Here is a 20,933-nt window from a genome sequence, read left to right on the forward strand (position 1 = left end):
AGCGCTGTCGGCCAGTAGTTTTAGAGTACCCTGCTACTCCTGCACCTCCCCAGAGCGCCTGCGCGCGTCCCTCTCTGCTCCACTCGCCTCTCCCGCCATGCCTCGCGAACGCACCGAACAAGAACAGCTCCGCCTGGAGCACCTGGAGGCCCTCCAGCAGGCAGAAGTCGCCCCGTATCCGTCGGAGGGGTGGCCCGTCACGCACCGCGCCGCCGAGATCCTCGACACGTACGACGACGTCACGCACGATCCCGAAGCTGACGGCACGGCGCCGATCCGCGTGCGCATCGCCGGGCGCATGATGACGAAGCGGGTCATGGGCAAGGCCGCGTTCTTCCACCTCGCCGACGAGTCCGGCCGCATCCAGATCTACGTCCGCCGCGACGACCTGCCCGAGGGCTTCTACAACACCGTCTTCAAGCGCCTCCTCGACCCCGGCGACTTCGTCGGCATCGAGGGCGAGGTGTTCCGGACGCGCATGGGCGAGGTGAGCGTCCGCGCGGAGAGCTTCACGCTGCTTGCCAAGAGCCTCCGGCCGCTGCCCGTCGAGAAAGAGCTCGTGGACGAGGCGACCGGCGAGACGCGCACCTTCAACGAGGTCACGGACCCCGAATTCCGCTACCGCCAGCGCTACGCCGACCTCGCGCTCCACCCGGAGGTCCGCGCCGTGTTCAAGCAGCGCGCGCGCATTGTCACGGCCATCCGGCGCTTCCTCGACGAGCGCGGCTACCTGGAGGTCGAGACGCCCGTGCTTCAGCCGATCTATGGCGGGGCCGCCGCGCGCCCGTTCACGACGCACCACAACGCGCTCGACATGCGGCTCTTCCTCCGCATCGCCGACGAGCTCTACCTCAAGCGCCTCATCGTTGGCGGCTTCGACGGGGTCTACGAGATCGCCAAGGACTTCCGCAATGAAGGGCTCTCGCGGTTCCACAACCCGGAGTTCACGATGCTGGAGGTCTACGTGGCCTACCAGGACTACGACTGGATGATGGGCCTCGTGGAAGACCTGCTGGAGACCGTCGCAGTCGCCGTCCACGGGACGACCGAGGTGACCATCGGCGAGCACGCGATCTCGTTCGCGAAGCCCTACCCGCGCCTACCGCTCCTCGACGCCATCGCGCAGCACACGGGCCACGACCTCTACCAGAAGTCGCGCGACGACGTCGCCGCCGCCGCGAAAGCGCTCGGCCTGGAGGTCGAGGCGTCGATGGGCACGGGCAAGCTCATCGACGAGATCTTTGGCGAGTTCGTGGAGCCGAAGCTGATCCAGCCAACCTTCATCACGGACTACCCCGTCGAGCTCTCGCCGCTCGCCAAGCGCCACCGCATGAAGCCTGGCCTGACCGAGCGCTTTGAGTTGATCTGCAACGGCAAGGAGCTCTGCAACGCCTTCTCCGAGCTCAACGACCCGCTCGACCAGCGCGCCCGCTTCGAGGACCAGGTGCGCCTCGCTGGCGAGGGCGACGACGAGGCCGTTAACACCATCGACGACGACTACTTGCGCGCGTTGGAATACGGCATGCCGCCCACCGCAGGCATGGGCATGGGCATCGACCGGCTCGTCATGCTGATGACCGACCAGGCGTCCATCCGCGACGTGATTCTCTTCCCGCTGCTCCGTCCCGAAGAGGGCGACGGTGAACAGGGCGGCGAAGGGGACACGAGCGCGGAGTCGTAGCGGCGTCTTCTCACCCGCCCTCACTCGCACGTGCCGTTGGTGCGGAGCACGCGCTCGCCGTCGAGGAAGGTCTTGCCATCCTCGGTCGAGAGCACGTACGACGCCTCGGCCCCATCGCCGTAGACGAGGTCGAGCATGGGCGTCCCGGCGGCATCGGCCGACACCGACCAGGTCCCACCGTCGGAGCGGCTGCCGGCGCCGCTGACCCCGCTTCCGTCGAAGTTGACGGCCGAGGCGGAGTACGACGAGCCGTAGTAGAAGTAGTCCGCGCACAGCGTGAGCGTCTGGCGGAACGACGAGCCGCCGTCGTAGCTGGAGCGCGTGTCGAAGCGGTCGAGCTGCACACCCATCAGGGCCGCGCGCCACTCGTCTACGACCGGCGGCGTCTCCGGCGCGTCAAAGACCACGCTGCGGGCGACGGCCTCGGCATAGCCACGGTAGGCGTCCGAGAACTGGCCGTGGGGCGCGACAGCCACAACCACCACGCCTCCGCCGTGCGGCGAGAGCAACGCCAGCGCATGCGCCTCCGCCGCGTTCCACTCCACCATGCCCGCGAGGTCGACGCGCACGCCTGAGCTGCCGAGCGCGCCAGGCCCGAACGGCTCAACCGTTCCGTTCGGCTGCAAGGCGGTCCCATCGCCGAGGGCGAGGCCCTCGCGGGCGCCGGCCTCCAACGCGCCCATCGTTGCGGCCTCGTGGGGCAGGAGAGCGACGAGGCCCTGGACCTGTGCGCTCTGGAGCAGGTAGATCCCATCGCCCTCCTAGCCCTGCCAGCCAGTGGGTATGTCGAATTGCAGACCGAGCGCCGGGTAGTCGACGGTGCGCTACGCGTGGGTTGGAGCGGCAGCGAGAAGGCTAAGCGTGAGAAGAATGAGGAAGCCACGCATACGCAGTCGGGTGTCGGTAGGGGAGGCGGAGATGGCTAGGCTAGCGCACGCGCGCAAGGCGATGGGTCTGCTGGAAGCCTTCGGCCTCCATGCGCACCACATAGACTCCGCTGGGCAGGCGGGCGGCGTCCAGCGCGGCGTCGTAGCGCCCAGCGGCGTGCGTGCCGTCGGCCAGCACGGCGACCTGGCGACCGAGCAGGTCATAGAGCACCACGCGCACGGCGGTGGCCTCGGGCACGGCGTAGGCGAGCGTCGCGGTCGTGGCGACGGGGTTGGGGTAGGGCGCGTCCAGCGCGAACGCCGTCGGTAGCGCCTCTGCAGCGCCGTCCTCGTTCGCCACGACCTGCCCGACTACGAGCACCGCCGTGGTGTCGGTCTTCTCCACGAAGGCCCCGACGCCGGCGGGCAGGTCGAGTGCGTCGTAGGTGCCTGTCACAGAGGCTGCCGTCAGGATGGTGAAGCGGTCGCCCTCGGTGAGCGCGAAGCCCTCGGTCAAGACCACGCGCAACGTGCCGCCGAGCGTGGCCGCGCCCGCCACGGCGAGGAGGTCGTGCTCGGTGCCGGGCGTGAAGCCTGCAATCTCCATCTCGAAGACGCCGTCAGGCTCGAAGGCGGGCCAGTCGCTGTCCACCGCCATGACGCCGACGCCATCGCCCGGCCGGAACGTCCCGCTGAAGGCGTAGCCGTCGTTCCCCGCCGTGAGCCGAAGCGTGCCCGCCCCCGTGATCGAAGCGTCTGGTGTGAACGTGCGCTCCGCCCCGTCGAGCCGCAGGGTGGCCCCGTCCTCAACGACGTAGGCACCGGCGTCCGTGCTGCGGTTTGCGATGTTCAGGAACAGCGTTCCTGTCTCCACACGGACTTCGCCGTCGTTGTTGAACGGCGCGAACGGAAGGGTGATCGACGTCTGCCCCGGCGATCCGCGCTTGACGATCAGTCCTTCGTTGACGACGGTGATGAATCCGTTGACACGCGTCCAGGTTGTGTCGCTCTCGATGGCGAACGTCGCCCCGGCGAGGTTGGTGAGCGCGGCACTGCTAGCCACCTCCAGCGGCCCCTCGGCCCAGCGGAAGAGGCTCGCGTTGGTGAATGTCCCACCGCGAAACTGCTTGGCGTCTGGGCCCGTCGCCGCCGCGCCGCCGAGGAGGTGGAGCACGCCGCTCCCGCCCGTCCGCGTCCCGAGCACGCCGCCCGTCCACGCGAGCGGCCCGTTGACGTTGGTCTCGGCGAGCCCGCCCAATTCGCCGCCCGAGAGCTCGACCGCGGCCAAGTCGGAGGGCATAGCGGTGTCGACGAGTCGAAAGGTACCGCCTGCGACCTGGGTGAGTCCCGTGAAGGCCGCGCGGCCCAAGTCTAGCTCACCGCTCTCCACGCGCAGCGTGCCCGCACCCGCTAAAGACGAGCCTTCTCCGAAGCGGTAGCGTGCCTGCCGCACGGTGAGGCGCGCACCGGACGCGATCTCGAACACGCCGTCGCCCCGCGCCGTGAACGAGGTACCGTTGGCGAGCAGCAGCGTGCCCGTCTCCACGCGGACCGTCCCCTCGTTCTCGAAGACGCCGAAGGGGTAGGAGAGCGCCGTCGTCCCGGTCCCGCGCGACTTCACGAGGAGGCCGCGGTTGAGGAGGTCCAACGTGCCGTTGGTGCGCGTGATCGCGTCATCGCCGCGGAGGTCGAACGTCGCGCCGGGACGGTTGTCCAGCGTCGTCGTAAACTGCACCACGAGGCCGCCCTCCTCCCAGCGGATGGTGCCTTCGTTGAGGATATCCCGGCTGCGGAGGCCCTTCTCGTCGGGGCCCGTGATGAGCATCAGGGCACCTGGCGCAATCGTCACGGCGGCGGTCTCGGCAAAGTTGCGGCCGTTCATCTCACCCGAGCGCCACACGAGCGAGTCGGTCACCGTGAGGTTACCGTCGCCGTCGAGCGCGTCGGCATCGAGGACGAGGCGCGCGACGGTCGTGTCGCGGACGAGGTCGGGCCGCCCGCTCTCGACGTAGGCGGTGTCGACCACACCGGGGATGCCCGACGGCGACCAGTTGACGTCCGAGAACCAGGAGCCGTCGCCGCCGCGCCAGGTGTAGCCCGTCTGGGCGAAGGCGGGGGCTGCCACGAGCAGGAGGAGGAGAAGGGAGCAGAGGCGCATGAGTCCAAGGGGTCGAAGGAGGAAGCCGGTTGTGCGTGCTCCATCGCGGAAGCGGGGTGGGGCGTATCACAGCACGCTCACTTTTTCAGGTGGGCGCCGACTGCGGAGCGTGCTCATTCGCTCACCCTGCCCGATTGTCACGGCATCGAATTCGTGGAGGGAGCGCGTACTTTCGCCGTGCCAGCCTTCCACGACCATGCGGGCCGAACCAACTACCACTCAACTCCTCCACGACGCGCGCGCCGGAGACGACGACGCGCTGGATCGGCTCTTCCCGCGTCTCTACGACGAGCTGCGGCAGCTCGCCCACGCCCGGCTACGCCGCCATCGCCAGAGCGACACGCTCAGCACCACGGCGCTCGTCCACGAGGCGTATTTGAAGCTCACCGCTGGCCAGGCGCCCACCGTCGCTGACCGGACGCACTTCTTCGCGCTCGCGGCGCGGGCGATGCGGTTCGTGCTCGTGAGCTACGCCCGCGACCGCACCGCGCAGAAGCGGGGCGGCGGCGAGGCCGCGCTCGCCTTCGACGAGGCGCTGGGCGACGGCCTCGTGCGTGCCGACGCCGAGGCGGCCGACCTCCTCACGCTCGACCACGCCCTCGAACGGCTCGCGACCTACAGCGCGCGCCTCGCCGAGGTGGTCGAACTGCGGTTCTTCGGCGGGCTGCAGCATGAGGAGATCGCCGCGCACACGGGGCGCTCGGTGGCGACGGTGAAGCGCGACTGGCGCCGCGCCCGCGCCTGGCTCTACCACGCCATGTCCGACGCGGGCGAGCAGGACTCCGCGGCGCTGCCCGAGCAGGATGATCCGCGCGCCGCGTAAACAGCGATAGACCGGGAAACAACCGCGCCGCTCATGGACTCGCTGGACCACCTCACCGCTGCCCGCTGGGCCGAGATCGACGACCTCTTCGCCCAGGCCCTCGACCGCCCCGCCGACGAGCGCACCGTCTATCTCCGCGCCACCTGCGGCGACGACCCCGCGCTCTACCACGCCGTCGCGACGCTCCTCGACGCCGACGCCCGCGCCGAGGCTGCACTGGGCGAGAGCGCCACCGACTTCGCCGGACATCTCCTGCATGAAGCCGCCACGGCTGCCGAGACTGCGGAGCACTTGACCGAGGGCACTCGCGTCGGCCCCTACCGGATCGAGGGGGTGCTCGGACGGGGCGGCATGGGCACGGTCTACCGCGCCGCGCGCGCCGACGGCACCTTCGAGAAGGCCGTCGCGCTCAAGCTCGTCAAGCGCGGCATGGACACCGACGAGGTGCTGCGCCGCTTCCGCCACGAGCGGCAGATTCTCGCGGGGCTCGACCACCCGCACATCGCCCGGCTCCTGGACGCGGGCGCGGCCGACGATGGGCGTCCTTACCTCGTGATGGAGGTGGTGGACGGCCTCCGCATCACGGACTACGCGGACCGCCGCGGGCTCGACCTGGGCGCGCGCCTTGCGCTCTTCGAGCAGGTGTGCGGAGCGGTCGCGTATGCCCACCGGCACCTCGTCGTCCACCGCGACCTCAAGCCGAGCAACATCCTCGTCTCGGAGAGCGAGGATGCTGGGCCGCCGCAGGTGAAGCTGCTCGATTTCGGCATCGCCCGGTTGCTGGACAGCGCGCCCCGTGTTACGCTCACGCAGGCAGGGCAGCGCGTGCTCACGCCCGAGTACGCCGCCCCCGAGCAACGCGACGGCGGCGCGGTGACGACGGCGACGGACGTGTACGCGCTCGGCGTGGTGCTCTTCGAGTTGCTTGTAGGCCGTCGTTCGGACGGTGCCGAGCGGTTGAGCGACGCCGCGCCCGCTGACCAACGCCGCGCGCTCCGTGGCGACCTCGACGTGCTCGTGGCGACGGCGATGCACCCCGACCCGACCCGCCGCTACGCCTCCGCCGAGGCGCTGCGCGACGACCTCGTGCGGCGGCGGACCGGCCTGCCGCTGAGGGCGCAGCCCGACTCCCGTGCCTACCGGCTGCGCAAGTTCGTCGAGCGGCATCGGGTGGGCGTGGCGACGACTGCGCTGGTAGTGGTGCTGACGCTGGCCGCCGTGGCTGCCCTCACGCTCCAGCAGCGGCAGACGGCGCGCGCGCTCGCCGAGTCCGAGGCCACCGTCGCCTTCCTCGAAGAGGTGTTCACGGCCGTCGATCCGTACGACCCCGTTCGCCTCGACACGCTCCGCGCGCGCGACCTCCTGCTCCGTGGCGGTGCGCGCGTGCAGGCGACCCTCGCCGACCAGCCCGCGCTCCAAGCGAGCCTCCTCAAGACCATCGGCGGCGCCTTCGTGCAGATGGGGCTCTACAGCGATGCCCAGCCGTTGCTCGACGACGCGCTACGCCTCCACCGCGAACACACCGGCGCATCGAACACAGGGATCGCCGAGACGCAGCAGGCCCTGGGCCGCGTCGCGCGCTACGAAGGCACGTTTGACATAGCCGAGCAGCACTATCAGGCCGCGCTCGCAACGTTTCAACGCGTCCACGGCCCTGGGCATCCGCACACCATCCAGACGGAGCGCGACCTCGCCGAGCTCTATGAGGAGACGAGCCGCCCCGCTGAGGCCGAAGCCATCTTGCGCGACCTCGCGGCCCGCGAACGCAACCAGCCCGTTCCTGACACGCTCGACCTGGCGCTGACGCTGAACAACCTCGCCATCGTGCTGCGTGCCCACGAGCGCTACGACGAGGCCGAGGCTCCCGCCGAGGAAGCCTACACGCTCCGCCGTGTTGTCCTCGGCGATGGGCACCCCGCCGTCGCCGCGTCGCTGGGCGTGCTCGGCAGCATCTACCGCAACCAGGACCGCCTCGACGAGGCCGAGACCGCCTACCGCGAGTCGCTCCGCGTCATCCGCGCCGCCCTGGGCGACGAGCACCGCGACACGCAGGTCCGCGAGACGCACCTCGCCGAACTGCTCCGCAACCAGGGCAAGTACGACGAATCCATCACGCTCTACCGCGACGTGCTCGAACGCACCCGCACTACCCGCGGCGACGACTTCTTCGGCGTAGCGGTCATCACGAGCCTCCTCGCCAACGTGCTCCTCGACGCGGGGCGGCTGGCCGAAGCCGAAGCGGGCTTCCGGGACGCACTGGACCGGATGAGCCGCGCGCTGCCGCCCGGCCACATCCGCATCGCCCGCACGACGGAGAACCTCGCGCTGTGCCTCCAGGCGCAGGAGCGCTACGCCGAAGCCGAGCCGCTCCTCCTCGACGCCCACGCGATGTACGAGGCTGCTGGCTACGACGCGACCCGCCTGATCGAGCGGCTGGGTACGTTCTACGAGGCGTGGGGCCGCCCGAGCGAGGCCGCGCGTTGGCGGGCGCGCACTACGGAGGTGTGAGGAAGCGCCCCTCAGGCATCTGCCGCGCGTCGTTGCTCGTCCGTTGGCGCCGTAAGCGAACGTGCCCGAGGCGACGACCTACCGCCTTGCTCGTCCGAGTGGACACGTATTTGCAACCTGATCGCGTGCGTGCCGTCGGGCGAGATCATCGCACGAGGGTCAGCCGCCGTGTGAGCGCGCCACGCTCCGTTTCGAGCCGTGCCACGTACACCCCGCTCGGCAGACCGGCGGCGTCGAACAGCACCTCGTGCGTGCCTGCCGCCTGCGGGCCCACTGCCAGCACGGCCACCGCACGGCCGAGCACGCCGTGGAGCGCGAGGTGTACCGGCCCTGCCTCCGGCACGTCGTAGGCCAGCGTCGTCGGGGCGCCCTCGTTCGCCGAGGAGCGTGCCGCCTCGGGGACTGTCGATCGGGCGGTTAACCCGGGCCGCGACCGGCCGACACTAAAGAGGACGAGCGTTCCCTCTATGCCGCCCCCTGCCCTTCCCATGCCGCCTCCTGCCCCATCCTCCGGGGTGACCTTTCGTGCCATAGGGTGGTTTCTGCCCGAGGCAGAGCGCGACCACGTGGACCTCCTCCGGGAGCGCCTGTTCGTGGTGCTGGGATTCATGGTGACGGCCAACATGGCGCTGTTCGCCGTGCTCCACACGCTCCACCACGTCCCCGGGGCCGATGGCACCAACATCGTGGTGATGCTGGGGATCGCGGCCGTCAACGTGGTTTTGCCGTTCGCCCTGCGCGTGGGCGTCTCGCTTCGGGTGCTCGCGCCGGTGTTCAGCGTGGTCCTCCAGGTGGGAGTGTCGCTGCTGGCGACCTACGACAGCGGCATGCTCTCCGGCGCGGCATTCTGGCTGGTGGTGACGCCGCTTGCGGCCGCCGTCCTCGGCGGGGCGCGGCTGGGCTGGGTCGCAGCTGGGATCTCGATGGTCGCTGGCAGCCTCATGTTCGGCCACGTCGCTTCGGGGGGCGCGTTCCCGACATCGCTCCGCCCCGAGGTGGTCCCGCTCCACCACTTCATCAGCTTCCTGAGCTGCACCGTGAGCGTGGCCGCGCTGGCGGCGCTCTACGAGGGGCCGATGGTCCGCAACCTTCGGCACCTGGCCGGCCGCCTCGGGGCGGCGAACGCCCGGCTCGAGCGCGAGCTGGACGAGCGCCGCCGGGCGCAGGCCCGTGCCGAGGCCGCCAGCCGAGCCAAGGACGTGCTGCTCGACAACCTGAGCCACGAGTTCCGCACGCCGCTCACAGCCATCCTCAGCACCACGAACCTGCTGGCCTCCGATAGCAACGAGCTCGACCGCCAGTTTCTCCAGCTGATCGACAGCGGTGCCCGGCGGCTCCACCGAACGCTCGACGCCGTGATCGACCTCGCGTGGATCGAAAGCGCCGAGGCGGCCCTGCCGAGCGCCCCCGTCGAGGTGTACGCGCTCGCCGAGGCGGTCGTCGCCGAGGCCCGCGCGGCCGCCGACGCGAAGGGGCTGTCGATCGCGGTCGCCGGCTCGCCGGCCACGGCGAGCGCCAACGCGGGTGCGCTCCGGCGCGCCCTCGCCGCCGTCGTCGACAACGCGGTCCGCTTTACCGAGGTGGGCTGGGTAACGGTGACAGTTCGACCCGACGGGCCGCAGGCGGTCGTGGAGGTGACCGACACCGGCATCGGCATGGGGCGCGACTTCTTGCCCCACGCCGCCGAGCCGTTCCGGCAGGGCTCCGAGGGCGACGCCCGGACGCACGAGGGCCTGGGCCTCGGCCTAACGTTGGCCCACCGCCTCCTGGCGCTCATGGGCGGCACGCTGGCGGTCGAGAGCGCAGAGGGCCGGGGGACGACCGTCCGCATGCAGTGTACCGCGGCCGTGCCCCGAGCGGAGGCCGCCGCCGAGCCCTCCCTGCGAGAGGTAGTCGTTCTCGACCGCGCGGTCTAGCGCACGACGGTGAGCCGCCGCGTCAGCGCGACGCCGCCCGCCTCCAGCCGCGCCACATACGCTCCGCTCGGCAGGCTCGCCGCGTCGAGCCGCGCCTCGTGACGCCCCGCCGCGTGCACGCCCTCGGCCACCGTCGCCACTGCGCGACCGAGCACGTCGTAGAGCACGAGGTGCACCGGCCCCGCCTCCGGTACGTCGTAGGCCAGCGTCGCCCGCGTCGCGAGGGGGTTGGGGTAGGCCCGCAGCGCGAGCGCCGTCGGGAGCGCCTCGTCCTCGTTCGCCGCTTCTTCATTGGAGACAACGCCCACGACCGACACCGTCACCGCCGCCGCCCCCACCGAGACACTCAAGCCCTCCGGAGTCTCGATGCGCTCGAACGTCCCGCTGAGCGACGACGCCGTGAGCACGTCGTAGCTCGCCCCGACCATCGGCGTGGACCCCGGCAAGGCCGCCACCCGCAGTGTACCGCCAAGCGTGACCGCGCTATCCACGGTGAGCGCGTCCGCCCCGTCCGTGCCGACCTTGAGGGCGAGCACAGCGCCCGCCGTCTGCGTGAGGTCTGCGGTCAGCGCGAGCGTGCCGAGTGCGTCCGGGCCGCCCGGCGCGAGCGTGCCGCCGTTGGTGACCGGCACCGCGAGTGCCCCCGCCCCGTCGAGCACGCCGCCCGGCCCGACCTCGATGGCAGGCGCGACGACCTCGCCGCCCGCGGCCACCGTTAGCCCAGCGAGCGCGATGCCGCCGTTTGCGCCTCGCCGCTCCGCGCTGTGGCCGTCCTGTACGTTGCTGGCGCAGTCGGCAAAGCCGAGCACGATGGTGTCGTCGGAGACGAAGCGCCCCTGCGCTCCTGTGAGTGCGAGCCCGCTCACGCAGAGGCTCGCGCCTTCCACGACCTCCAGCACGGCGGCGCCGTCGAGCCCGTTGAGCAGGTCGCCCGCGATGTCCCACTCGCTGCCCGCGCCCGCGAGGCGCACCGAGGCCACGCTGCCCTCGCGGCTGCCGAGCACGGCGGGACCGGTGGACAGCCCCGAGCCGCCCACGATCTCCAGTTCGCCGATGCCCGCGAGGCCAACGACGAGGGAGTCGGTCGTGAGCGCCGTGGCGCCGCTGCGCAGGTTGAGGGTGCCCTGTCCTGTCGCGAGCCGTCCGAGCGTGAGTGGGCCGGTGTGCGAGAGGAAGCCCTCGGTGACGATCACCTGCCCGGTGCCCGCGAAGCCGATGGTACTGGGCGCGTCGGCGGGCACCTGCAACGTCGCGCCGGACTCGACAGCGATGAAGCCGTTGGTCCCAGCCTGGAGACCGACGTCGAAGCCGAGTGCGGCCGTGGTGGTGCCGTCGATGATGCCCAGCGTAGACGCCGTCTCGTCGGTGCCTGCCGCGCCGTCGCCGACGACGAGGGGGCCGTCGATCTGGAACGTCACATCGGAGAAGAGGCGACCTTGGGCGGAGCCTGCGCGCCCGAGGGTGACGCCCCCGTTGGCGTCCACGACGCCGTCGAGGAGAAAGAGGGTGCCGTCGCCCTGGTCGCCAACGACGAGGGCATCGAGGGCGTCGCTCTGGGGAGCAAGCGTGAGGGTGCGTCCGTCGAGGTCGAGAGTGACGGTAGGGGCGGTGTTCTCGGGCGTGACGGCGACGGTGAGGCTGGGGAGGGTCTGGTCGTCGCGGAGGGTGACGGTGTAGTCTCCGCCGGTGGCCGCGAGGCGGGTGAGGGTGGTGGCGTCGGGTACGCGGGCGGGGGCCCAGCGGTCGGGGTCGTCGAAGAAGCCGCTGGCGGCCTCCGCCCAGGACGCGGACTGGGCGAGCGTGGCGCGCCAGGTTGTGCCGGAACTTGTACCAATCAAGACGCGCCCGTCGTCGGAGATAAACCGTGGAGTAAGTCTCGCGTCTGGAAACGTGCTGGGGTCCACGCCCTGCTCGGTGAGGAGATCGACCACGCGGCGTGGAACGAGGTTGTCCCAGAGGATGGGCTCAACGGTGACCGGGACGGAACGCCAGGACGCATAGCCCAGAATCCGCGATCCATCTGCAGAAAGTGCCACAGCATTGATGAGCGCATCCGCCGGAACGTCGGGTGGGGCTGGAATCAGCGTCGCCCGTCCACCTTGCAGGGTGTAGGGCGTATAGCGTAAGTCTTCTGTCGCTGTGCCGGTTTGCTCCCTGACGAGGGCGATGGAGCCGTCCGGCGACAGGTCTTCGAAAACCACGAAGTCGTCGTTCGGAGTCGAGAACCGGTGCGGCACTGCCGTTCGGGTCCCGTTTCGCTGAAGGAAATACGTGGTGGTTGTGGTCTGCTGCGGTTCAAAGACGGTGACGCTCTCGCTGCCTGCGACGGTGCTACCGTCGTCGGAGAGGCGGCTCACCACGAGCTCTCCCCTCCCGCCCTCTGCTGGAGTCGGTAAGAGCGTAACCGCTCCTTCGTTCCAGATGTATTGCCCGGTCGTCGGTCCCTGCGTTGGATCTGGAGGAGGGATCCGGTATGCGCCCACGGCCGAGCGGCCATCCGGGCTGATACGCGTGATAAACGTGCTTTCGGGAATGAGGTCGCTCATGGTGTAGCAGGTGGAGCCGTCCCATAGGAAGTAATCGGCGCCATCCCGTTCAGCCCAGGATGCGACCCCCTCGTTAGAAACGGCAAACGCGAGGACCGTTGGGAAACTCGACGTTGGCGTACATCGGGGCTCGATGATCGACGTCACCTCGCCGTCCTGCCACACACCGTAGCGGAACGTCCCGTCCACCAGTCTCACGATGAGGGCGGAGCCGTCCGGGGACGCACTGATGTAGCCCTCGGGAAGGATCTCAAACGACGCGGTCTGCGCGACGCTGGCAAGGGGGACGAGGAGGAGGCCGAAGAGCAGGGCGCGCATGGGGGCGAGGGCTGGTGTGAAGCAACGTCACTGTGCCCCATCGCAAACCGGCGCGGGCGCGTATCACGCCATCGCACGATTTCTCGTCGAGTCCCGCCGTGCTCCCAAACCATGGTCGATGTGAGTCCCCGGATCGGGTGTCCCGACACGCGGTGCCGCCCTCTCCGGCTCACCGATTCCTCGTCGCCCCGTCTCGCAAAACGCGGCACCTTTTGCGGGCGGCGGCGTTGGTCACAGTCTCCGCCATCCCCTCGCTTTCGCGACCCCGCTGCTCGATGCCCGCGCGTACGAAATCGGCCTCCGCACCCTCGTCCTCCCTGACGAACTCGTCGTCCTCGAAGAAAACGAAGTCGAAGAAAACGAACGGCCAGCCGCTGCCGCCCAGCGGCGCACGCGGAGGCTCCGCGGGGCAGGCGCTCGTCATCAAGGGCGCGCGGCAGCACAACCTCAAAGACCTCGATATCACGATCCCGAAGAAGCAGCTCGTCGTCGTGACGGGGCCGTCTGGCAGCGGAAAGTCGTCGCTCGTCTTCGACACGATCTACGCCGAGGGGCAGCGGCGCTACGTCGAGAGCCTGAGCGCCTACGCGCGGCAGTTCCTCGAACGGATGGACAAGCCCGATGTGGACGCGATCACGGGCCTCGCGCCGGCCATCGCCATCGAGCAGCACACGGCGACCAAGAACCCGCGCTCGACCGTCGCCACGCAGACCGAGGTCTACGACTACCTCCGCCTCCTCTTCGCACGCATCGGGACGACCTACTCGCCCGTCTCCGGCGAGCCGGTCACGAAGGACAGCCCGCGTTCCGTCGCCGAGGCGCTGCAAGGCAACCGGCCTGCCAAGACGCGGTTCTACCTCTGCTTCCCGTTCCCGAGCCACAAGGGCCGCAAGAAGGCCGACGAGCTCGAAGCGCTCAAGGCGAACGGCTTCTACCGCCTCGTGGTGCTGCCGACCGAGAAGCAGGCCGCCAAGGGCGAGGCGCCGTCGATCCTCGACCTCAACGAGACAGAGCCTGCGAAGGTGCGCACGCCGGTCAAGCGGCTCCTCGTGCTCGTGGATCGCCTGGCGACCAAGCCGAAGGACGACGCGACCACGCAGCGCATCGCGGACTCCGTGGAGCAGGCCTTCCGCGAGGGCCACGACCGCTGTGTCGCGGTGACGGTGCCCAAAGAAGACGCAGGCGAGCTGCTGCATTTCTCGGCGCACTTCGAGCGCGATGGGCGCGTGTTCGACGAGCCGACGCCGCAGTTCTTCAGCTTCAACAGCCCCCTCGGCGCGTGCAAGGTGTGCCAGGGCTTCGGGCGCGTGCCGGGCCTCGACGAGGACCTCATCATCCCGAACCCGCACCTCTCGCTCAAGCAGGGGGCCGTCGCGCCGTTCCGCACCGACAAGTGGAGCAAGCACCAGCGCGACCTCCTCCGCATGGCAGCCCACCAGTCGATCCCGGTCACAATTCCCTACAAGGACCTCCCCGACCGGCACAAGAAGGCCGTGTGGGACGGCTTCGGCGACTACATCGGCATCCGCGGCTTCTTCCGCTTCCTGCAGCAGCGGTCGTACAAGATGCACTACCGCATCTTCGCCGCGCGCTTCCGAGGCTACACGCGCTGCCCGGAGTGCAACGGCTACCGCCTCCGCCCCGAGGCCCTCTACGTCAAGATCGGCGACGACCCGGCGGCCAACCCCGACACGCTCGCGCCGCGCTACCACATCGGCGAGATCAGTGAGCTCACGACCGCCGATGCGCTCGCGTATTTCGACGCGCTGGACCTGACCGACTTCGAGCAACAGGTCGCCGGGCGGGTCCTGGAGGAGATCCGCAAGCGGCTCACGTATCTGGTGCAGGTCGGGCTGGACTACCTCACGCTCGACCGCCTCGCCTCGACGCTCTCGGGTGGCGAGAGCCAGCGCATCAACCTCGCCACGTCGCTCGGGTCGAGCCTCGTCGGCAGCCTCTACGTGCTCGACGAGCCCACCATCGGCCTGCACCCGCGCGACAACGACCGCCTCATCGCCATCCTCGAAGGCCTGCGCGATCTCGGCAACACGGTCCTCGTGGTGGAGCACGACGAGCAGATGATGCGCCGCGCCGACCAACTCCTCGACATCGGCCCCGGCTCGGGGCGGCTCGGCGGCGACCTCGTCTTTCAGGGGACGTTTGAGGAAGCGCTGAAGGACGAGGCCTCGCTCACCGGCGCGTATCTCTCCGGCCGCAAGACAATTCCGGTGCCTGACGAGCGCCGACCGGTCAACCCCGAGCGCGTGATCGAGGTCAAGGGCGCGCGGCAGAACAACCTCAAGCGCCTCGACGTGACGATCCCGCTCGACGTGATCACCTGCGTGACGGGCGTATCTGGCAGCGGCAAGAGCACGCTCGTCAACGCGACGCTCGCGCGGGCGCTCCAGCGGCTCAAGGGCGGCGAGCCCGCGGAGAAGATCGGCGCGCACGACGAGGTGCGCGGCTACGGCCTCATCGACAAGATCGAGCTGATCGACCAGACGCCCATCGGGCGCACGCCGCGCTCGAACCCGGTGACCTACATCGGCGCGTTCGACGGCATCCGCGACCTGCTCGCGGGCACGCACCAGGCGCAGATCCGCGGCTACCGCGCAGGCACGTTCTCGTTCAACGTACCGGGCGGGCGCTGCGAGGTGTGCGAGGGCGAGGGCGTCGTGCAGATCGAGATGCAGTTCCTCGCCGATCTCTACCTCCCCTGCGAGGCGTGCGGTGGCAAGCGCTACAAGAAGGAGACGCTCGAAGTGCGCTGGCAGGGCAAGAATATCGACGGCATCCTCAGCCTCACGATGGACGATGCGGTCTCGTTCTTCGCCGACCAGAAGACGGTCTACCGCAAGCTGAAGGTGCTCCAGGACGTCGGTCTCGGATACCTCACGCTCGGGCAGCCTTCGAACACGCTCTCTGGCGGCGAGGCGCAGCGCGTCAAGCTGGCCTCGCACCTCGGCAAGCGCAACACCGGCCACACGCTCTACCTCTTCGACGAGCCGACGACGGGCCTGCACTTCGACGACATCCGCAAGCTCCTCGATGCCTTCAACGCGCTCATCGCCGACGGCCACACGGTGGTGCTGATCGAGCACAACCTCGACGTGATCAAGGCCTGCGACTACTTGATTGACCTCGGCCCTGAGGGCGGGCGGCACGGCGGCTTCATCGTCGCCGAGGGCACGCCGGAGGCGGTGGCGCAGGTCGAGGAGAGTCACACGGGGCGGTTTCTGCGGGACCTGCTGTAGCGACGGGTCGCCGCGCTAAAATGCTGCCGCGAACGAGCGGGCGTTCGTAGTGTAGGGCGGTTGTCCTCCTCACCCCCTGCTCTGCGATGGCTTCCTGGGTCTTCAAAGCCGTGCTTCAGAAAGCCATCGGGCTGACGCCGATGCGTGCGCGCATCAACGAGGTCTTCCAGACCTACGTGACCAGGTCGCTGGAGCTTGGACCAGAGACCTTCGAGGATAAGCTCGCGCTCGCCGTGCGCCACCTCGACTATTACCGCGCGCGCAGCGCCGTCGCGTCCACCGAGCCAAGCCCGGCGCCGCGGGTGCTCGTAGACATCGGCACGGGGTGGTATCCCGACCTTCCGCTCTCGGCGTTCGTGTGCGGGACGCAGGCGGTCCACACCTACGACATCGAGCGGCACGTGAAGCCCGCGCGGCTGCGGCGGCTGATGGCCTACTACCTCGACTACGCGGACCGCGGCGTGCTCACGCAGCACCTCCCCGGCGCGCAGCCGGAACGCATCGAGCAGCTGCGCGCGCTCCACGACTCCCGTGCCGATACCGCAGAGGCACTGCTCGAACCGCTCGGCATCCACTACCACGTCCACGGGGCCGAGACGTCTGGCTTGCCCGACGCCTGCGTCGATCTGGTAGCATCAACGGTGGTACTAGAGTACCTCCCGTGGGATCTGCTGTTGGCAGTGCTGCGCGAGAACCGGCGCACGTTGGTGCCGGGCGGCGTGATGAGCCACGAGATCGACCTCGCCGACCAGTTCCACTACCGCGACGACTCCATCACGCCGCTCCACTTCTACCGCTTCTCCGACCGCGCGTGGCAGCTCATCAACAACCGAATTATTCCGATGACGCGGCTGCGCGTGAACGATTTCCGCCGCGCGTTCGCCGAGGCCGGGTTCGAGATCGTCGAGGAGCAGTCGGACCGGGAGCCGGCCTCAGTGCTGGACGAGGTGCCGCTCGCAGCCCCCTTTCTCGGCTACGAGACCGACGACCTGCTCGTGACGCGGACCTGGCTCGTGGCCCGCTGAGTCCGCCGCGTAGAGTGGTTGAGGGACCTGGAAGCACCCTGGAAGGGCTTTTGGGGAGGAAACGTCAGGAAATCCCCCATCTCTCTTGGGTTCAAGGGTTTGTGCGTATCGCTTGTGCGTTGTGTCAGTAATCGGTTAATCGAGAACATCGATTTGGTGGAGTGGTAGACCGGCTCGCACTTTCGGAAGAATTCCCCGGCTTCCAGTACCGCCCGCGAACCCCACCGCCACACCTGAGGCGCTCGCTCATGCAGCCTAGCCCCCTGGCCTCTGCGCCTCTGTATGCCCACGAGGGCGCTCCCAGAGGCGATGCAGATGCCCCGCCCCCCCGCCGCATTGCGCTGTTCACGGGCAACTACAACCACATCCCGGACGGCGTCTCGCTGACGCTCAACCGGCTCGTTGCCCATCTCGAAGCGCAGGGCGACGAAGTCCTGGTCTTCGGCCCCACCGTGGACGAGCCGCCGATGGCGCACCATGGCACGTTCGTGCCCATCCCCTCCATCCCGGCACCTGGGCGCGATGAATACCGCGTGTCGCTCTGGTTTCAGAAGGAAGCCAAGCGCCGCCTGGAGGCGTTTCGCCCGCACCTCGTCCACATCGCCACGCCGGACCTGCTCGGCTGGCAGGCGCTCCGCTGGGCCGAGAAGAATCAGGTCCCGGTCGTCGGGTCCTACCACACGCACTTCACGTCGTACCTGAAGTACTACAAGCTCCAGATGCTGGAGTCGGTGGTGTGGTCGTACATCCGCCGCTTCTACGGCCGGTGCGAGCACGTCTACGCGCCGTCGCCGTCGGTGATGGACGCGCTCAAGGCGCACGGCATCACGCGCGGCGTCCGTCTCTGGGCGCGCGGCGTGGACATGGACCGCTTCGGACCGCACCGGCGCTCGGCCGCGTGGCGTGCCGCGCAGGGCTTCGCGCCGGAGGAGGTCGTCGTGGCCTTCGTGGGACGCCTCGTGTGGGAGAAGGGCCTCGATGTGTTCGCCGATGTGGTTCAGAACCTGGAGCGCCTCGGTGTGCCGCACCGCAGCCTCGTCGTGGGCGATGGTCCCGCGCAGGACGCGCTGGAGCGCCGCTTGCCGAACACGGTCTTCACGGGCTATCTCAGCGGCACCGACCTCGCTACGGCCTATGCCTCGGCCGACGTGTTCCTTTTCCCGAGCGACACCGAGACGTTCGGCAACGTGACCCTGGAGGCGATGGCCTCGGGCCTGCCGACCATCTGCGCCGACGCGACTGGCAGCCGTGGCCTCGTGGACCACGGCACCTCAGGCTTCCTCGTCCCTGCCGGCGACACGACGGCCTTCACGACGCGCACGAAGCAACTCGTCGAGGACGCGGCGCTGCGCGAACGGTTTGGCCAGGGCGCGCTGGCCCGGGCACAGACCTACAGCTGGTCGGCGATCATGAACCGCCTCGTCCGGCACTACGATCAGGTGCTCGACCTCGAGCCCGTGCTTGCCGGGGACGGTGCCGGCGACGGTCTGAACGTGCCCGTTCCCACGCTCGCGCGGCGCTCACGTCTGGCATAGCCTGTCCGGCCATGCTCGCCTCCCCTCGCTCCTTCGCCGATCCGACGCGGTCCCCCGCTTCCTCTGGTCAGCTACGTCCTGCCGTGCGGCTTCTCTTCGTCACGCACTCGTTTCCTCCGCGTGACCGCCCGCTCTCCAACGTGGGTGGCATGCAGCGCGTGGCGGTGGACCTCCACCGTGCGATGAGCGAGCACCCACGCGTGATCCTCGCCACTGAGGCGATCTACACGTCGTGGACCTGGACGGCGGCCCGGACGACGCTTTTCCTGCCGAAGCTGCTCGCCTCGCTCCCGCGCCGCATCCGCCGCGAGCAGATCGACGTGGTTGTCTTCTCATCGATGGTGACGGCGTCGCTGGCCCCGCTGCTCTGCCGCACGACGGCCGGCCGCCGGGCGAAGTACGTCGCCATCGCCCACGGGCACGATGTCACGATGGCATTCCCGCCCTACCAGCGCTGGCTGCGCCGCGTCTTCGGTGCGCTCGACGCCGTGCTGCCTGTCAGCCAGGCGACGGCCGAGGCGTGTGAAGAGCGCGGTGCCGATGCGGGCCAGATCGAAGTATGCCCGAACGGCATCCGCCTCGACCGGTTCGGCAGCCTGCCCGCCCGCGCGGCCGCCCGCCAGCAACTCCTCGACGCTCACGGTCTCCCCGACGACGCCTTTCTGCTCGCAAGCGTCGGTCGTCAGGTCAAGCGCAAGGGCACCGCGTGGTTCGTAGAGCATGTCCTCCCGCGCCTCTCCACCGACACCCCGACCTACTTCCTCGTGGCTGGGAGCGGTCCCGAAGAGGAAACCATCCGTGAGGCGGCGTCGCAGGCGGGCGTGACCGACCGACTCCGGCTGCTCGGCCGCGTGCCAGAAGCGGACCTCGCCACGCTCCTGCGTGGCTCCGACGTGTTCGTGATGCCGAACGTGCAGGTCGAGGGTGACATGGAAGGCTTCGGCGTGGTGATGCTCGAAGCGGGCCTCTGCGAGCTGCCCGTGGTAGCCGCCGCGCTCGAAGGCATCCAAGATGTTGTCACCGACGGCGCGAACGGCTTCCTCGTCCCGCCGGAAGACCCGACGGCCTTCGCCGAGCAGATCCGCGTGCTGATCCGCGACCGAGAACTCCGTGACCTCCTCGGCGAGCGCTCGCGCGAATACGTCATGGGTGCGTTCAGTTGGCCCGCGGTCGCGCGTCGCACGGTGCGGCACCTGCAGGACCTCGTCCTGAACGGACGCTAGGCCATGGCGGCGGCTGGCACTCCGATCCCGGCGCTCGGGCACTTCGTCTGGCTCGGCCCGCGCCTCTCCGTGCTGGGCTACCTCTCGGTCCGCTCCGCGCTTGACCGCGGCGGCTTCGAGGCGATCCGCCTCCACCACGACGTGCCCGCGCTGGCCGATGACCCGCTCGTGCAGGACCTCCAGCGCCACCCTACGTTCGAACTGCTCCCCATTGCGCCGGAGGACTTCCTCAAAGGTGAGGGCCTGGAGGGCGAGGACGACGCGCTGACGATCGCCCACCGCCAGGAAGTGGCGCGGCGCTACCACCTGCTCGGCCCGATGACGAGCCGCGCCAACGTGCTGCGGCTGCTCGTGCTCTGGCGCGACGGCGGCGTCTACCTCGACACGGACGCGATCACGCTGCGCGACCTCGCGCCCGTGCGTCAAGGCTTTCAGGGCTTCGCTGGCCTGGAGCGCGTCGCCATGACGACGGCGGTCGTCAATGGCTACAACCCGTTCCAGTGGGCGAAGGCAGGCTGGCTCAACCTCGTCCGCGAGGGCATCCGGCGCTTTTCGGGCAACGCGGGCGCGGCGTTTCGGCGCATCGAGCACTGGTTCACGCTCGCGCCCAACAACGCCATCCTCGGCGCGACGCCCGGCAACGCGACCGTCGCCCGCTTCCTCCGCGAGGCCGCGACGATGCCCGAGGCGCAGGCCCTCACGCGCAAGCAGATCGGCCCGCGGCTCCTGGAGCGGCTCCTCGGCACCGACGGCGTGCCCGACTTCCGCATGCTGCCGCCAGACGCGTTCTACCCGCTCCCGCCCGAGGTGTGCTGGGACTACGTCCGCGACGATCCGCAGCACCGCCTGGGCGACCGCCCCACGCCGACGGCCTACGTGGCGCACCTCTACGACTCGGTGCTGAGCCGCTGGCTGCGCGGCCCGCTCGACGTCGCCCACTTCGAGGCGACGCGCGGGCGCACGATGCTCGCCCGGATGGTCGAGCCCTACCTCGACGACCTCATCGCCGCGACCAAGCGCTAGGTGGGAAGGCAGAAGTTCGATGGCAGAAGTTCGATGGCAGAAGGATGAAGGGTAGTA

General features: G+C 69.5%; 13 protein-coding genes. 9 read left to right on the forward strand and 4 right to left on the reverse strand.

The genetic code is table 11. The features are described 5' to 3' along the window. The first annotated feature begins 97 nt into the window (after positions 1 to 97). The gene (gene lysS / locus AAFU51_03985; protein ID MEO1570407.1) at positions 98 to 1,681 is read left to right on the forward strand and encodes a lysine--tRNA ligase; all 1,584 of its coding nucleotides are present in this window, start codon (positions 98 to 100) and stop codon (positions 1,679 to 1,681) included. 20 nt (positions 1,682 to 1,701) lie between these two features. Here the strand turns inward: lysS and AAFU51_03990 are convergent, their stop codons facing one another. Next, a complete protein-coding gene (locus AAFU51_03990; protein ID MEO1570408.1) occupies positions 1,702 to 2,364 on the reverse strand; it encodes a hypothetical protein in 663 nt (220 codons plus the stop codon). A gap of 244 nt (positions 2,365 to 2,608) precedes the next feature. Continuing rightward, positions 2,609 to 4,705: a T9SS type A sorting domain-containing protein gene (locus tag AAFU51_03995; protein MEO1570409.1), complete on the reverse strand. Its 2,097-nt coding sequence runs from the start codon at positions 4,703 to 4,705 to the stop codon at positions 2,609 to 2,611. Between the two features lie 196 nt (positions 4,706 to 4,901). Between AAFU51_03995 and AAFU51_04000 the strand changes: the two genes are divergently transcribed. Beyond that, on the forward strand, positions 4,902 to 5,528 hold the full coding sequence (locus AAFU51_04000) for an ECF-type sigma factor (GenBank protein MEO1570410.1): 627 nt from the start codon (positions 4,902 to 4,904) through the stop codon (positions 5,526 to 5,528). Between the two features lie 33 nt (positions 5,529 to 5,561). After that, complete coding sequence (locus AAFU51_04005; GenBank protein MEO1570411.1) at positions 5,562 to 8,036, forward strand: serine/threonine-protein kinase; 2,475 nt, start codon at positions 5,562 to 5,564, stop codon at positions 8,034 to 8,036. Positions 8,037 to 8,181: 145 nt separating this feature from the next. On the opposite strand, the gene AAFU51_04010 is transcribed toward AAFU51_04005, so the two are convergent. Then, entirely contained in the window at positions 8,182 to 8,568 is a 387-nt protein-coding gene (locus tag AAFU51_04010; protein MEO1570412.1) for a hypothetical protein, read from the reverse strand. Between AAFU51_04010 and AAFU51_04015 the strand changes: the two genes are divergently transcribed. Further along, complete coding sequence (locus AAFU51_04015) at positions 8,552 to 9,952, forward strand: HAMP domain-containing sensor histidine kinase (GenBank protein ID MEO1570413.1); 1,401 nt, start codon at positions 8,552 to 8,554, stop codon at positions 9,950 to 9,952. The two genes, AAFU51_04010 and AAFU51_04015, sit on opposite strands and share 17 nt — an antisense overlap. On the opposite strand, the gene AAFU51_04020 is transcribed toward AAFU51_04015, so the two are convergent. Then, positions 9,949 to 12,816: a T9SS type A sorting domain-containing protein gene (locus AAFU51_04020; protein MEO1570414.1), complete on the reverse strand. Its 2,868-nt coding sequence runs from the start codon at positions 12,814 to 12,816 to the stop codon at positions 9,949 to 9,951. The genes AAFU51_04015 and AAFU51_04020 overlap by 4 nt on opposite strands. Before the next feature lie 275 nt (positions 12,817 to 13,091). On the opposite strand from AAFU51_04020, the gene uvrA reads away from it, so the two are divergent. The 5 genes from uvrA (at position 13,092) to AAFU51_04045 (ending at position 20,876) form a co-directional block, all read left to right on the forward strand. Next, positions 13,092 to 16,070: an excinuclease ABC subunit UvrA gene (uvrA, locus tag AAFU51_04025; GenBank protein MEO1570415.1), complete on the forward strand. Its 2,979-nt coding sequence runs from the start codon at positions 13,092 to 13,094 to the stop codon at positions 16,068 to 16,070. An 86-nt stretch (positions 16,071 to 16,156) separates the two neighbouring features. After that, positions 16,157 to 17,095 carry a class I SAM-dependent methyltransferase gene (locus AAFU51_04030; GenBank protein MEO1570416.1) on the forward strand — a complete coding sequence of 313 codons (939 nt, stop codon included), beginning with the start codon at positions 16,157 to 16,159 and terminating at the stop codon, positions 17,093 to 17,095. 248 nt (positions 17,096 to 17,343) lie between these two features. Further along, positions 17,344 to 18,630: a glycosyltransferase family 1 protein gene (locus AAFU51_04035; GenBank protein ID MEO1570417.1), complete on the forward strand. Its 1,287-nt coding sequence runs from the start codon at positions 17,344 to 17,346 to the stop codon at positions 18,628 to 18,630. 11 nt (positions 18,631 to 18,641) lie between these two features. Beyond that, positions 18,642 to 19,853, forward strand: a complete 1,212-nt coding sequence (locus AAFU51_04040) for a glycosyltransferase family 4 protein (protein ID MEO1570418.1) — start codon at positions 18,642 to 18,644, stop codon at positions 19,851 to 19,853. Between the two features lie 3 nt (positions 19,854 to 19,856). After that, a complete protein-coding gene (locus tag AAFU51_04045) occupies positions 19,857 to 20,876 on the forward strand; it encodes a glycosyltransferase (protein ID MEO1570419.1) in 1,020 nt (339 codons plus the stop codon). The last annotated feature ends 57 nt before the right edge of the window (positions 20,877 to 20,933 follow it).

The organism is Bacteroidota bacterium (genome assembly GCA_039821555.1).
Taxonomy (GTDB): Bacteria; Bacteroidota; Rhodothermia; order Rhodothermales; family Rubricoccaceae; genus JBCBEX01.

Coding starts and splice junctions, on each gene's coding strand:
- AAFU51_04020 (MEO1570414.1), bottom strand. CDS start 12,816: ATGCGCGCCCTGCTCTTCGGCCTCCTCCTCGTCCCCCTTGCCAGCGTC.
- AAFU51_04035 (MEO1570417.1), top strand. CDS start 17,344: ATGCAGCCTAGCCCCCTGGCCTCTGCGCCTCTGTATGCCCACGAGGGC.
- AAFU51_03990 (MEO1570408.1), bottom strand. CDS start 2,364: ATGGGCGCGTTGGAGGCCGGCGCCCGCGAGGGCCTCGCCCTCGGCGAT.
- lysS (MEO1570407.1), top strand. CDS start 98: ATGCCTCGCGAACGCACCGAACAAGAACAGCTCCGCCTGGAGCACCTG.
- AAFU51_04000 (MEO1570410.1), top strand. CDS start 4,902: ATGCGGGCCGAACCAACTACCACTCAACTCCTCCACGACGCGCGCGCC.
- AAFU51_04040 (MEO1570418.1), top strand. CDS start 18,642: ATGCTCGCCTCCCCTCGCTCCTTCGCCGATCCGACGCGGTCCCCCGCT.
- uvrA (MEO1570415.1), top strand. CDS start 13,092: ATGCCCGCGCGTACGAAATCGGCCTCCGCACCCTCGTCCTCCCTGACG.
- AAFU51_04005 (MEO1570411.1), top strand. CDS start 5,562: ATGGACTCGCTGGACCACCTCACCGCTGCCCGCTGGGCCGAGATCGAC.
- AAFU51_04030 (MEO1570416.1), top strand. CDS start 16,157: ATGGCTTCCTGGGTCTTCAAAGCCGTGCTTCAGAAAGCCATCGGGCTG.
- AAFU51_03995 (MEO1570409.1), bottom strand. CDS start 4,705: ATGCGCCTCTGCTCCCTTCTCCTCCTCCTGCTCGTGGCAGCCCCCGCC.
- AAFU51_04045 (MEO1570419.1), top strand. CDS start 19,857: ATGGCGGCGGCTGGCACTCCGATCCCGGCGCTCGGGCACTTCGTCTGG.
- AAFU51_04010 (MEO1570412.1), bottom strand. CDS start 8,568: ATGGCACGAAAGGTCACCCCGGAGGATGGGGCAGGAGGCGGCATGGGA.